Source organism: Pseudomonas sp. NLJ1 (assembly GCF_049486705.1).
Lineage (GTDB): Bacteria > Pseudomonadota > Gammaproteobacteria > Pseudomonadales > Pseudomonadaceae > Aquipseudomonas > Aquipseudomonas inefficax.
In genome coordinates, this window is sequence record NZ_CP137735.1 from 1,803,487 (window position 1) to 1,816,332 (window position 12,846).

15 protein-coding genes and 1 other RNA gene are annotated in these 12,846 nt (G+C 61.8%); 7 read left to right on the forward strand and 9 right to left on the reverse strand.

The features are described from left to right. Positions 1-38: 38 nt before the first annotated feature. Both rnpB and rsmI read right to left on the reverse strand, forming a co-directional pair. Positions 39-398: RNase P RNA component class A (gene rnpB, locus R9B85_RS08030), an RNA gene on the reverse strand. Between the two features lie 67 nt (positions 399-465). Further along, the gene (gene rsmI / locus R9B85_RS08035; protein ID WP_112250303.1) at positions 466-1,341 is read right to left on the reverse strand and encodes a 16S rRNA (cytidine(1402)-2'-O)-methyltransferase; all 876 of its coding nucleotides are present in this window, start codon (positions 1,339-1,341) and stop codon (positions 466-468) included. Between the two features lie 186 nt (positions 1,342-1,527). On the opposite strand from rsmI, the gene R9B85_RS08040 reads away from it, so the two are divergent. The 5 genes from R9B85_RS08040 to R9B85_RS08060 all read left to right on the forward strand — a co-directional run bounded on the left by R9B85_RS08040 (position 1,528) and on the right by R9B85_RS08060 (position 5,353). After that, positions 1,528-3,345, forward strand: coding sequence for a penicillin-binding protein activator (locus tag R9B85_RS08040; RefSeq protein WP_215520819.1), 1,818 nt, complete (start codon positions 1,528-1,530; stop codon positions 3,343-3,345). Beyond that, positions 3,345-3,716, forward strand: coding sequence for a YraN family protein (locus tag R9B85_RS08045; RefSeq protein ID WP_112250299.1), 372 nt, complete (start codon positions 3,345-3,347; stop codon positions 3,714-3,716). The genes R9B85_RS08040 and R9B85_RS08045 overlap by 1 nt, the downstream gene beginning before the upstream one ends. 86 nt (positions 3,717-3,802) lie before the next feature. Further along, positions 3,803-4,396: a phosphoheptose isomerase gene (locus R9B85_RS08050; RefSeq protein WP_056801807.1), complete on the forward strand. Its 594-nt coding sequence runs from the start codon at positions 3,803-3,805 to the stop codon at positions 4,394-4,396. Further along, positions 4,393-4,971 (forward strand): BON domain-containing protein, encoded by a 579-nt coding sequence (locus R9B85_RS08055; protein WP_112250297.1) that lies wholly within the window; start codon positions 4,393-4,395, stop codon positions 4,969-4,971. The genes R9B85_RS08050 and R9B85_RS08055 overlap by 4 nt, the downstream gene beginning before the upstream one ends. A gap of 163 nt (positions 4,972-5,134) precedes the next feature. Continuing rightward, on the forward strand, positions 5,135-5,353 hold the full coding sequence (locus tag R9B85_RS08060; RefSeq protein ID WP_112250295.1) for a YgdI/YgdR family lipoprotein: 219 nt from the start codon (positions 5,135-5,137) through the stop codon (positions 5,351-5,353). Positions 5,354-5,404: 51 nt separating this feature from the next. On the opposite strand, the gene R9B85_RS08065 is transcribed toward R9B85_RS08060, so the two are convergent. The 7 genes from R9B85_RS08065 to rplM form a co-directional block, all read right to left on the reverse strand. After that, positions 5,405-5,836, reverse strand: coding sequence for a ClpXP protease specificity-enhancing factor (locus R9B85_RS08065; RefSeq protein WP_112250293.1), 432 nt, complete (start codon positions 5,834-5,836; stop codon positions 5,405-5,407). A 10-nt stretch (positions 5,837-5,846) separates the two neighbouring features. Beyond that, positions 5,847-6,470, reverse strand: a complete 624-nt coding sequence (locus R9B85_RS08070) for a glutathione S-transferase N-terminal domain-containing protein (protein ID WP_112250291.1) — start codon at positions 6,468-6,470, stop codon at positions 5,847-5,849. Positions 6,471-6,588: 118 nt separating this feature from the next. Next, positions 6,589-7,368: a cytochrome c1 gene (locus tag R9B85_RS08075; protein ID WP_112250289.1), complete on the reverse strand. Its 780-nt coding sequence runs from the start codon at positions 7,366-7,368 to the stop codon at positions 6,589-6,591. Continuing rightward, complete coding sequence (locus R9B85_RS08080; protein ID WP_024717460.1) at positions 7,368-8,579, reverse strand: cytochrome b; 1,212 nt, start codon at positions 8,577-8,579, stop codon at positions 7,368-7,370. Before R9B85_RS08080 ends, R9B85_RS08075 begins: the two co-directional genes overlap by 1 nt. After that, positions 8,579-9,172 carry a ubiquinol-cytochrome c reductase iron-sulfur subunit gene (gene petA, locus R9B85_RS08085; protein WP_015271723.1) on the reverse strand — a complete coding sequence of 198 codons (594 nt, stop codon included), beginning with the start codon at positions 9,170-9,172 and terminating at the stop codon, positions 8,579-8,581. The genes R9B85_RS08080 and petA overlap by 1 nt, the downstream gene beginning before the upstream one ends. Before the next feature lie 264 nt (positions 9,173-9,436). Next, entirely contained in the window at positions 9,437-9,829 is a 393-nt protein-coding gene (rpsI, locus tag R9B85_RS08090) for a 30S ribosomal protein S9 (protein WP_003260797.1), read from the reverse strand. 14 nt (positions 9,830-9,843) lie between these two features. Further along, a complete protein-coding gene (gene rplM, locus R9B85_RS08095) occupies positions 9,844-10,272 on the reverse strand; it encodes a 50S ribosomal protein L13 (protein ID WP_003260798.1) in 429 nt (142 codons plus the stop codon). A 256-nt stretch (positions 10,273-10,528) separates the two neighbouring features. Between rplM and R9B85_RS08100 the strand changes: the two genes are divergently transcribed. Together R9B85_RS08100 and R9B85_RS08105 are read left to right on the forward strand one after the other, a co-directional pair. Next, on the forward strand, positions 10,529-11,569 hold the full coding sequence (locus R9B85_RS08100; protein ID WP_207877964.1) for an NADP(H)-dependent aldo-keto reductase: 1,041 nt from the start codon (positions 10,529-10,531) through the stop codon (positions 11,567-11,569). Between the two features lie 279 nt (positions 11,570-11,848). Then, positions 11,849-12,769 (forward strand): GlxA family transcriptional regulator, encoded by a 921-nt coding sequence (locus tag R9B85_RS08105; protein WP_177421376.1) that lies wholly within the window; start codon positions 11,849-11,851, stop codon positions 12,767-12,769. Positions 12,770-12,846: the final 77 nt, after the last annotated feature.

Sequence of the window (12,846 nt, forward strand, 5' to 3'; positions counted from 1 at the left end):
CAGAGGGCATCTGCTATCGAATAAGCAGGGAAGGAAAGGTGGAGAGTCGATCTGTAAGCCGGGTTTTGTCGAGGACAGTCATTCCTCTACGACGGCCATCACTGGACGCCTCTAGCAACCTACCCGGTTCCGACGCGGGCCACGCCTGATGGAACCCTATTTGGTCTTGCTCCGAGTGGGGTTTACCTAGCCACGAACTGTTGCCAGCCGTGCGGTGCGCTCTTACCGCACCTTTTCACCCTTACCGGCACCGAAGTGCTTAGGCGGTTATTTTCTGTGGCACTTTCCGTAGGCTCGCGCCTCCCAGGCGTTACCTGGCACTCTGCCCTATGGAGCCCGGACTTTCCTCCCCCTGCTGTTGCGGAACAAAAGCAGGCAGCGACTGTCCGATCGACTCTCCGCCGCCAAGATTAACGGCACGCGCGCCCGAGAACAAGCAATACCGGCATTTATATCAATATGCCACTACTGGGCTTTCTGCTTTTCCAGGGCAAGTTGATACAGCAGGTTCTTGCGCACCCCGGTAATTTCCGCAGCCAGCGCCGCCGCCCGCTTGAGTGGCAGCTCGGCCAGCAGCAGGTCGAGCACCCGCTGCGCCTCGGTACTGATCGCCTGCTCGCCCTCCGGCGCGCTCCAGCCACCCACCAACACCACGCACTCACCACGCTGCTGGTTGCTGTCACCGGCAACGAACGCACGCAACTCGGCCAGGGGCAGGCCCTTGAGGGTCTCGAAGGTCTTGGTCAGCTCGCGCGCCAAAAGCGCCGGGCGCTCGCCACCGAATACCGCCTCCATGTCTTCAAGGCATTCCAGGATACGGTGCGGGGCTTCGTAGAAGATCAGCGTGCGCGGCTCTTCCTTTACCTGCTCCAGGCGTGCCCGGCGCCCCGCCGCCTTGGCTGGCAGGAAGCCTTCGAAGATGAAGCGGTCCGACGGCAGGCCAGCTGCCGACAGCGCGGCGATCAGAGCGCAGGCGCCCGGCACCGGCACCACGTTCACCCCGGCAGCCCGCGCCTGGCGCACCAGGTGGTACCCCGGGTCGGAAATCAGCGGCGTGCCGGCATCGGAAACCAACGCCACATTCTCGCCCGCCAGCAGCTTGGTGAGAAAACGCCCGCCCTCGTCACGCTCGTTGTGCTCATGGCAGGCCGCCAGTGGTGTGTCGATACCGAAGTGCTGCAGCAGGCGGATCGAATGACGGGTATCTTCCGCCGCGATCAGGGCCACGTCCGCCAGCACCTTCAGCGCCCGGGCGCTCATGTCGTCGAGGTTGCCGATAGGGGTTGCGACCACATACAGCGTCCCCACCGTGGATTTCGAAGCCCCTGCCACATCAGTCACTGCGCACACCTGTCGTTCGGATCAAAGGCGCCATTGTAGCCCGAGCGCCTGCAACAGGGCGCAAAGAACTTCGCCGACGACCGATGGCAGGCCACCTATAGTGAAGGATCGACACGGCAACATCGCGCCCCGGCCACTGCTTGGGTACAATTGCCGGCCACCTTGATCGAGTAACAGGACCTTTACATGATCGCTTGCCTGCGGCTGTTCACAGCCCTCTGCCTTGCTGCCTTGCTGGCAGCCTGCGCCAGCTCGCCCTCATCCAGCCTGGGCGAACTGCCACGCACCCCGGACGCCAGCATCGAGCAACTGCTCGAAAAGGCTGCTTCCAGCAAGTCCGCGGAAGACGCCGCGCTGCTGCGCCTGAGCGCAGCCGACCTGGCCTACAGGCAGAAGGACTTCCCACGCGCCGCACGCATCCTCGAGCAGGTGCCGCTGGACACGCTCAAGCCGGCCCAGCAAGTGTTCGCCAGCACCCTGGGTGCCGAGTTGGCCATGAGCCGCAACCAGCCCAAGGCTGCCTTGACCGCACTGGCCCACCCTAGCCTGCAGCGCGTCGCCGAACTGCCGGAAGAACAGCAAGCGCGCACCTACAGCGTGCACGCCGCCGCCCTCGAAGCCGATGGCCAGGCCCTGGCCGCCGCGCAACAGCGCGTGCTGCTGGCCCCGCTGCTCAGCGGCCAGGCCGCCAGCACCAACAATGACGCCATCTGGGCCCTGGTCGCCTCGCTGCCGGCGGAGCAACTGCAGCAGCCGGGCAACGACCAGACCCTGGCCGGCTGGACCAGCCTTGCCTTCGCAGTAAAAAGCGCCGGCACCCTGGAGCAGCAGCAAGCGGCGATCGACGCCTGGGTCAAGCAGCACCCGGACCACCCGGCCGCCCAGCAACTGCCGCTGGCGCTGACCAAGCTCAAGGAGCTGGCCAGCCAGCCGCTGACCAAGATTGCCCTGCTGCTGCCTCAGGAAGGCCCGCTTGCCGGTGTTGCCCGCGCCCTGCGTGACGGCTTCATGGCTGCACACTTCCAGGCCCAGCAAGCCGGCCAGCAGGCGCCAGCCGTGCAGGTATTCGACAGCTCGCGCATCGGCTCGCTCGACGACTTCTATCGCCAGGCCCAGGCCGCAGGCGTACAGCTGGTCATCGGCCCACTGGAAAAACCGCTGGTCAAGCAACTGGCTGCCAAGCCACAACTGCCGATCACCACCCTGGCCCTCAACTACGCCGACGCCGGCCAGAAGGCTCCGCCGCAGCTGTTCCAGTTCGGCCTGGCTGCCGAAGACGAAGCCCGTGAAGTGGCCCGCCGCGCCCGCGCCGATGGCATGGTCCGCGCCGTGGCCCTGGTACCGAGCGGCGAATGGGGCGACCGCGTGCTTGCCGCCTTCCGCCAGGACTGGGAAGGCAACGGTGGCACCCTGCTTGCCGCAGAGCGCATCGCCCAGCCGGTCGCCCTGGCCCAGCAGATTGCCGACCTGTTCCAGCTGCGCCAGAGCGAAGGCCGCGCCAAGAGCCTGCAGAGCACGGTAGGCGGCAGCATCGCCGCGCAGCCGTCGCGCCGCCAGGACATCGACTTCATCTTCCTCGCCTCGACCCCGCAACAGGCCCAACAGATCAAGCCGACCCTGAACTTCCAGTACGCCGGTGACGTACCGGTCTACGCCACCTCGAACCTGTACAGCGCCAGTGGTGACGTCAACCAGTACAAGGACATGAACGGTATCCGCTTCTGCGAAACCCCATGGCTGCTCGACACCAGCAACAGCCTGCGCCAGCAGGTCGTGCAGCAGTGGCCACAAGCCGCCGGCAGCCTGGGCCGCCTGTATGCCATGGGCGTTGACGCCTACAGCCTGGCGCCGCGCCTGGGCCAGCTGAAAGCGCTGCCGGACAACCGCGTACTGGGCCTTTCGGGCAGCCTGAGCATGAACGCCAACCAGCGTGTCGAGCGTCAGCTGCCTTGGGCCGAGTTCGTTGGCGGCCAGGTCCAGCGCCTGCCTGACACCACTCGCTGATGGCAGCAGCGTCGCCCACCAGCGCCGGGCAGGCAGCAGAAACCCAGGCCCTCGAGTACCTCCAGGGGAAGGGCCTGCAACTGCTGGCGCGCAACTGGCGATGCAAAGGCGGTGAGCTTGATCTGGTCATGCTCGACGCCGATACAGTAGTATTCGTCGAAGTCCGCTACCGGTTGCACGCGGGCTTCGGTGGCGCTCTCGGCAGTATCGACGGGCGCAAGCAGAAACGGCTGGTGCTCGCCGCCAGCCTGTTCCTGCAGAAGGAGCCCCACTGGGGCAACCACCCCTGCCGCTTCGACGTAGTCGCCCTGCAGGGCAGCCACCATGCAGGCAGACCGCTTCAATGGCTGAAAAACGCCTTCGAATGCTGAACCCACTCCGATTTTTTTGCTCTATGTTTCGCGGGCTGGTCGTTGTTGCGCGTAGCAAAGACCACCGCCCCACTTAAGGTCACCAGATGGACATGCAATCCCGAATTCGCCGGCTGTTCCAGGCCAGCATCGATACCAAGCAACAGGCAATGGACATCCTGGCACCGCACATCGAGCAGGCCAGCCTGGTCATGGTCAACGCACTGCTCAACGAGGGCAAGATGCTCGCCTGTGGCAACGGCGGCTCGGCCGGCGATGCCCAGCATTTTTCCTCGGAGCTGCTCAACCGCTTCGAGCGCGAACGCCCGAGCCTGCCGGCCATCGCGCTGACCACCGACAGCTCGACCCTGACCTCGATCGCCAACGACTACAGCTACAACGAAGTCTTTTCCAAGCAGATCCGCGCACTGGGCCAGCCCGGTGACGTTCTGCTGGCGATCTCCACCAGCGGCAACTCGGCCAACATCATCCAGGCGATCCAGGCCGCACATGACCGCGAAATGATTGTCGTAGCATTGACTGGTCGCGATGGCGGCGGCATGGCTTCGTTGCTGCTGCCCGAAGACGTGGAAATCCGCGTGCCTTCGACGGTTACCGCGCGCATCCAGGAAGTCCACCTGCTGGCGATCCACTGCCTGTGTGATCTGATCGACAGCCAACTGTTCGGGAGTGAAGAATGAACCCTATGCGCCTCGGCCTTATGGCCCTGACCCTGTGCCTGAGCGTCACTGGTTGCAGCTCGGTATTGACATCTACCCGCAATTCGCCGATCGAAGACGATCGGGGCACGCGCACCATCGGCAGCAAGATCGACGACTCGCTGATCGAAACCAAGGCCTCGGTCAACATCGCCAAGGCCAGCCCTGATCTGGACAAAGGTTCGCACATCGTTGTCAGCAGCTACAACGGCATCGTCCTGCTGGCCGGGCAGACCCCGCGCGCCGACCTCAAGAGCCTCGCCGAGCAGACCGCCAGCCAGGTACAGAGGGTCAAGAAAGTGCACAACGAGCTGCAGGTGATGCAGCCTTCCTCGATCCTGGCGCGCAACAACGACGCCTGGCTGACCACCAAGATCAAGACCCAGATGCTGACCGACAATGCCGTGCCAAGCTCGCGCATCAAGGTGATTACCGAGAACGGCATCGTCTACCTGCTCGGCCTGGTGACGCAGCAGGAGGCCAACTCGGCCACTGCCGTGGTACAGGGCGTGTCGGGCGTGCAGAAAATCGTCAAGCTGTTCGAGTACATCGACTGATTCATTGGTTGCCTGAGCCGGCCTCTTCGCGGGTAAACCCGCTCCCACAGTGATCTCACGGCTTTCGAGCTTGTGGTATTCCTGTGGGAGCGGGTTTACCCGCGAAGAGGCCAGCACAGGCTACAACCCTGTTCCATCCTTTCAGATACCCAGGAAACACCGCATGAAAAAGCTTCTGCTGCCTGCCCTGCTGTTCGGCACCTTCGCCACCCTGGCCGGCTGCTCCACCCCTAGCCAGATCATCCTCAACGACGGCCGTGAAATCCAGACGGTCGACGTACCGCAGTACGACGCCGATTCCGGCTTCTACGAGTTCCAGCAACTCGACGGCAAACGTACTCGCATCAACAAGGACCAGGTACGCACCATCAGCGACCTGTGAGCCCGGCTTGGCGGTAAAGAAAAAGGCGATCCGGTTGGATCGCCTTTTTTGTTACTTGACCACTTTCAGGCTTGGTCGGCCAGTCGGGCGTGGCGGCTGGCCACCACCCCCTGGCGGGCCATCGTCATCCGGCTGCACATCATCATCTTCCTGCTCATCGTCATCCATCAGTGGCGGCTCCAGCTCGAAGACCATACCCTGGCCATTTTCGCGAGCGTAGATACCCAGGATCGCGCCAACCGGCACGAACAGCGAATGGGCCACACCACTGAAACGGCCCTCGAAGCTGACCGCATCGTTGTCCATGTGCAAACTGCGCACGGCGCTTGGCGAGATGTTCAGGACGATCTGGCCATCACTGGCGAAACCGTCCGGGACCTGAACCTTGGGAAATTCGGCGTTGACCAGCATATGGGGCGTGCAATCGTTGTCGACGATCCACTCGTACAGTGCTCGAACCAGATAGGGGCGACTGGAGTTCATCAACGGCTCCTTAAAGCTTGCGCATTTCACGTTCTACGGAGGACAGGCTCGCCTGGAAAGGCTCGCGGGCGAACTGCCGCTCCATGTAATCCAGCAGCGGCTTGGCTTGCCGCGGCAACTCGATGCCCAACACCGGCAAACGCCAGAGTATGGGCAGTAGACAACAATCGACCAGGCTTTGCTCATCGCTCATGAAACAGGCGAATTCATTGAACAGGGGCGAAACGCCGGTCAGGCTTTCACGCAGGGCCTTGCGCGCCTCGGTGCGGGCAGCCTCGCTGCTGCGCGAATCGAGTACGGTATCGGCCAGAACACACCAGTCGCGCTGAATGCGGTGCATCAGCAGACGGCTGTTGCCACGCGCAACCGGGTAGACCGGCATCAGCGGCGGGTGTGGGTAACGCTCTTCGAGGTATTCCATCACCACGGTCGACTCATACAACGCCAGGTCACGGTCGACCAGAGTCGGCAGGCTGCCGTAAGGGTTGACCTCGGCCAGCCTGGGCGGCAGGCGGGCGGGGTCGACATCGATGACCTGCACGCTGACGCCCTTCTCCGCCAGCACCAGGCGTACCCGATGGGAATAGTGGTCAGCGGGATCGGAATAGCAGGCTAACCTGTTGGTTGCGCCCATGTAGCGGCTCCTCGCACGAGATGCTTGTGCAACTGTAAATGAAAACGCGCCCGGGGCGCGCCCCGCATTTCTGCGGGGGCGCCCCGGGCGCGTTCAACAACCAGAAACTACTGCGTGATCAGTGCACGTCCTTCCAGTATTCACGCTTGAGCAAGTAGGCGAATACGAAGAAGAAAGCCAGGTACAGCAACACATAGGTACCGATGCGCTGGCTTTCCAGTTTGACCGGGTTGGCCGAATAGGCCAGGAAGGTCACCAGGTTCTTGACCTTCTCGTCGAACTGCTCGGTCGTCAGGGTACCGGATTTCGGCGTAATGGTCAGCTGGTCGCAGGCTTCATGGGTGATGGGGCTACCGGTCAACGGGTCGAATTGCTTCTTGCCATCGATCACGGTCTGCACCTGTTTGCAGCCAACCACCTGGTTGCCTTGCAGGCCGACCAGTACGTTAGGCATGCCGACGTTCGGGAACACCTTGTTGTTCACCCCGTAAGGCCGCGATGGGTCCTCGTAGAAGCTGCGCAGATAGGTGTACAGCCAGTCGGTGCCACGCACCCGGGCTACCAGGGTCAGGTCGGGCGGTGCGGCGCCGAACCAGGTCTTGGCATCGCTGGGCTTCATGCCGATCTGCATGTGGTCACCGATCTTGGCACCGGTGAACACCAGCTTCTCGAGCATCAGCTCGTGGGGGATGCCGAGGTCATCGGCCACCCGCTCGTAACGCTGGAACTTGGCGCTGTGGCAACCCATGCAATAGTTGGCAAAGGTACGCGCACCGTCCTGCATGGCGGCCTTGTCGCTCAGGTCGATGTCGACCTTGTCCAGCTCCAGGCCATGTTCGGCCGCGAAGGAAAAGGCAGGCATCACTGCCAGCAAAAATACTGCAATCAACTTTTTCATCAGCCAGTCACCCTTTCCGGAACCGGTTTGGTCTTCTCGAGCCTTGTGTAGAACGGCATCAGCAGGAAGTAGGCGAAGTACAACACCGTGCACACTTGGGACAGCAAGGTACGCCCGGGTGTCGGCGCCAGTACGCCGAGCACGCCGAGGATGACGAAGGCCACACAGAACACCAGCAGGAAGAGCTTGCTGATCCAGCCCTTGTAGCGCATGGAGCGCACCGGGCTGCGGTCGAGCCAGGGCAGCACGAACAGCACGGCAATGGCCGCACCCATGGCGATGACGCCCATCAGCTTGTCAGGCACCGCACGCAGGATCGCGTAGAACGGCGTGAAGTACCACACAGGCGCAATGTGCTCGGGGGTCTTGAAGGCGTTGGCCTGCTCGAAGTTCGGTTTCTCCAGGAAGTAGCCGCCCATTTCCGGGAAGAAGAACACTACGGCGCAGAACACGAACAGGAACACCACCACACCGACAATGTCCTTCACGGTGTAGTAAGGGTGGAACGGGATGCCGTCCAGCGGGATGCCGTTTTCGTCCTTTTTCTTCTTGATGTCGACGCCGTCAGGGTTGTTCGAACCCACTTCGTGCAGGGCGAGGATGTGCAGTACCACCAGGCCGAGGATGACGATCGGCAAGGCCACCACGTGCAGGGCGAAGAAGCGGTTCAGGGTGATGCCCGAGATCAGGTAGTCACCACGGATCCACTGGGTGAGGTCGTCACCGATCACCGGGATGGCACCAAACAGCGAAATGATCACCTGGGCGCCCCAGTAGGACATCTGCCCCCACGGCAGCAGGTAACCCATGAAGGCTTCGGCCATCAGCGCCAGGTAGATCAGCATGCCGAACAGCCACACCAGCTCGCGAGGCTTCTGATACGAGCCGTAGAGCAAGCCGCGGAACATGTGCAGGTAGACCACGATGAAGAACGCCGACGCACCGGTGGAGTGCAGGTAGCGCAGGATCCAGCCGTATTCCACGTCACGCATGATGTACTCGACCGAGGCGAACGCCTCTTCTGCCGAGGGCGTGAAGCTCATGGTCAGCCACACACCGGTGACGATCTGGTTGACCAGCACCAGCAGCGCCAGGGAGCCGAAGAAGTACAGGAAGTTGAAGTTCTTGGGCGCGTAATACTTGCTCAGGTGGTCTTCCCACATCTTGGTGGCGGGGAAGCGAGCATCAATCCAGTCCATGAACTTGCTCATCATGCGTTCTCCTGGTCAACGCCGATGACGACGATCTCGTCCGACTCGTAAGAGTGCGGTGGCACGGGCAGGTTGAGGGGCGCCGGCTGCGACTTGTAGACACGGCCGGCCAGGTCGTAGTGGGAGCCGTGGCACGGGCAGAAATAGCCACCGACCCATTTCGGCCCAAGGTCGGCGGGTGCGACTTCCGGGCGGAAGGTGGGCGAGCAGCCCAGGTGCGTGCACAGACCGACGAGGATGAGGATTTCCGGCTTGATCGAACGGACCTGCGGGTCGACATAGGTGGGCTGTACCGAGGCCTTGGACTCGGGGTCAGCCAGATCACCAACGACCTTTTTCAGGTTACCGAGAATCTCGTCCGTTCGCCGCACGATGAACACCGGCTGGCCACGCCACTCGGCCACCATCTGCTGCCCGGCCTCGACCTTGGCGATATTGACCTTCACCGGTGCACCTGCGGCTTTCGCCTTGGCACTGGGAAACCATGACCCCACGAACGGTACCGCAGCCCCCACTGCCCCCGCTGCCCCGACTACAGATGTCGCGGCTACGAGGAAGCGGCGCCGGCCTGCGTTGACGCCGTCATTGCTCATTCAGTCCTCTCCCATCAGCTTGCTTGGCCTGTTGAACCAGACCCTGTACTTAGGTTGTGTCAGTGGCGCTAAAAATTGGTCGCCATGGTAAGAAACAAATCCACACACTGACAAGGTGAATACCCCAGCCAGGGGGCACTACCCGCGCTTTGCTTGATCTGCGTCTATGCGACAAGTGGTCACTGACATGCTGACAGGTTAGTTCAAGACATAAAAAAAGCCCGGTTCCAAGGAACCGGGCTTTTTTCGACTGCCGAAGCGGTATTAACGCTTGGAGTACTGAGGACGCTTACGCGCTTTACGCAGACCCACTTTCTTACGCTCGACTTCACGAGCGTCGCGGGTGACGTAGCCAGCACGACGCAGAGCGCCACGCAGGGTTTCGTCGTATTCCATCAGAGCGCGGGTGATACCGTGACGGATCGCACCGGCTTGACCGCTGACACCACCACCGGAAACGGTGACGTAGATGTCGAACTTCTCGACGGTTTCGGTCAGCTCGAGTGGCTGACGAACAACCATGCGAGCGGTTTCGCGACCGAAGAACACGTCCAGAGAACGGTTGTTGATGGAAATGTTACCAGTACCCGGACGCAGGAATACGCGAGCGGTTGCGGTCTTGCGACGGCCAGTGCCGTAGTTTTGAGTCGCCGACATAATGAACTATCCCGTTAGATCTTCAGTTCTTGAGGCTGCTGAGCAGTGTGTGGGTGAGCAGCACCCGCGTACACTTTCAGCTTGCGGTACATGTCGCGACCCAGCGGGTTCTTCGGCAGCATGCCTTTGACCGCAGTTTCGATAACACGCTCAGGGGCCTTGGCGATCAACTTCTCGAAGTTGATTTCCTTGATACCGCCTGGGAAACCGGAGTGGGAGTAGTACATCTTGTCGGAAGACTTGGCACCAGTCACACGAACCTGCTCGGCGTTGATAACGACGATGTAGTCGCCGGTGTCAACGTGAGGGGTGTATTCTGGTTTGTGTTTGCCACGCAGACGGCTAGCGATTTCGGTAGCCAGACGACCCAGGGTCTGGCCAGCGGCGTCGACTACGAACCACTCGCGCTTTACTGTTTCCGGTTTAGCAGTAAAAGTTTTCATTCTCTAAAGCCTCAGAGGCCGCCCAGCGAAAAATAGACGGCGAATCTTACTGGATAGTGCACAGCTTGCCAAGGGCAAGCGCGCAGCCGAACGCTGACGCTTTGGGGGCTCGGGTCAGGCACGCCAATGTTCGACGGGGTTCTTCCTGCGTGGTGGTGCATCACTTCCGCCACACGGAGAGCTGCCGAATTATCCAGATTGCGCGAAAAATTTCAACCTGCTTTGATGTTTTCATTTGCCAAGGAGTGTCTATCCGATGGAATACCGCCAGCTCGGCCGTACCGACCTCAACGTCAGCGCCCTGTGCCTGGGCACCATGACCTGGGGCGAACAGAATGACCAGGCCGAGGCCTTCGCGCAGATTGCCCGGGCCAAGGCCGCAGGGGTCAACTTCATCGATACCGCCGAGATGTACCCGGTACCGCCCCGCCCCGAAACCTACGCCGCCACCGAGCGCATCATCGGCAACTGGTTCAAGGCCAATGGTGATCGCGACGAGTGGGTGCTGGCGAGCAAGGTCGCAGGCCCCGGCAACGGTATCAGCCACATTCGCGACGGCCAGCTCAAGCACAACCGCCAGCACATCGTCGCGGCGCTGGACGAGAGCCTCAAGCGCCTGCAGACCGACCGCATCGACCTGTACCAGTTGCACTGGCCGGAGCGCAACACCAACTTCTTCGGCAAGCTGGGCTACCAGCACCTGCCACAGGACCACTTCACCCCGCTGGAAGAAACCCTCGAAGCGCTGGACGAGCAGGTACGCGCGGGCAAGATCCGCCACATCGGCCTGTCCAACGAAACGCCGTGGGGCACCATGAAGTTCCTGCAACTGGCCGAAAGCCGTGGCTGGCCGCGGGCGGTGTCGATCCAGAACCCGTACAACCTGCTCAACCGCAGCTTCGAGGTGGGCCTGGCGGAAGTCGCCATCCGCGAGCAATGCGGCCTGCTGGCCTACTCGCCGTTGGCGTTCGGCATGCTTTCGGGCAAGTACGAGAACGGCGCACGGCCGGAGAAAGCGCGCCTGACGTTGTTCAGCCGCTTTGCCCGCTATTCCAACCCACAGACCGTGGCGGCGTGCAGCCGCTATGTGCAGCTGGCTCGCGAGCACGGCCTGGACCCGGCGCAGATGGCCCTGGCGTTCGTCACCCGGCAGCCGTTCGTGACCAGCAACATCATTGGCGCGACCAGCCTGGAGCAGCTGGACAGCAACCTGGCCAGCCTCGAGCTGAGCCTGAGTGATGAACTGCTGGCGGCGATCGAGTCGATTCACCAGGAGCAGCCGAACCCGGCGCCTTGAGCGCAATAATATTGTACCGCCCTCTTCGCGGGTAAACCCGCTCCCACAGGGTCCCCCGCAGCCCTCAAGACCTGCGCGACACTTGTGGGAGCGGGTTTACCCGCGAAGAAGGCCACGCGGTGCAGCAGGCTAGACACAATCACCAAAAAATAAGACGATCCAGCCGGTGATTGACCACTCTACCCTATAAGAACAATGACAATGATGTTTACCCAACCCTCGACGTCGCTGCGGCGTGTCAGCATCCTGGCCATTGACAAGGTGTTCGCTTCGACCTTGATGCAGGCCAAGGATTTCTTCCACCTCGCCAGCTTGCGCTACAGCAAACAGCTGGGCCTGGGCCTGCAACCCATGTTCGAGATCCGCCTGGTGAGCCCGGACGGCCAGCCCGTTGACAGCTTCAGCAATGTGCAGTTGCCGGTCGAAGGTGGCCTTGACGACGCCGATGTGATCATCCTCCCGGCCTTCTGGGACGACTTCGACAACCTGCTGCAACGTTATCCACAGGTGCTGCCGTGGCTGCGTGAACAGCATGCGCGTGGCGCGGTGCTGTGCGCCGAGGCCAGTGGCGTGTTCTGGCTGGCCGAGTCCGGCCTGCTCGACGGCAAGGAGGCGACTACCTACTGGCGCTTCTTCACCAGCTTTGCCGAACGTTTCCCGAAGATCCGGCTGAATCAGGACAAGCACCTGACCGACGCCGACAATATCTATTGTGCTGGCGGCGCCACTTCAGCCTGCGATCTGTACATCTACCTGATCGAACGCTTCTGTGGCGCCAACGTGGCCCGCGCCGTGTCCCGCGACATCCTCTACGAAGTGCAGCGCAACTACACCCCGGGGCGCATGGGCTTTGGCGGGCAGAAGTTGCACCAGGACCTGATCATCCTGCAGATCCAGCATTGGCTGGAGGAACACTTCGCCGACAAGTTCCGCTTCGAGGACGTGGCTCGCAACCACGGCATGAGCATTCGCAATTTCATGCGCCGCTTCCAGGGCGCCACGGGTGACAAGCCGCTGCATTACCTGCAACGGTTGAGGATCGAGACGGCCAAGGGGCTGCTATCGAGCACGCGCAAGAGCATCAAGACCATCAGCTATGAGGTCGGCTATGACGATGCCAGTTTCTTTGCGCGGCTGTTCCGCCAGCATACCGAGTTGTCGCCGAACCAGTATCGGCAGCAGTTCATGCAGGAGGCTTGAGGACAATGGGGCTGCTTTGCAGCCCATCGCGACACAAGGCCGCTCCTACAGGGGATCGCGTATCCCCTGTAGGAGCG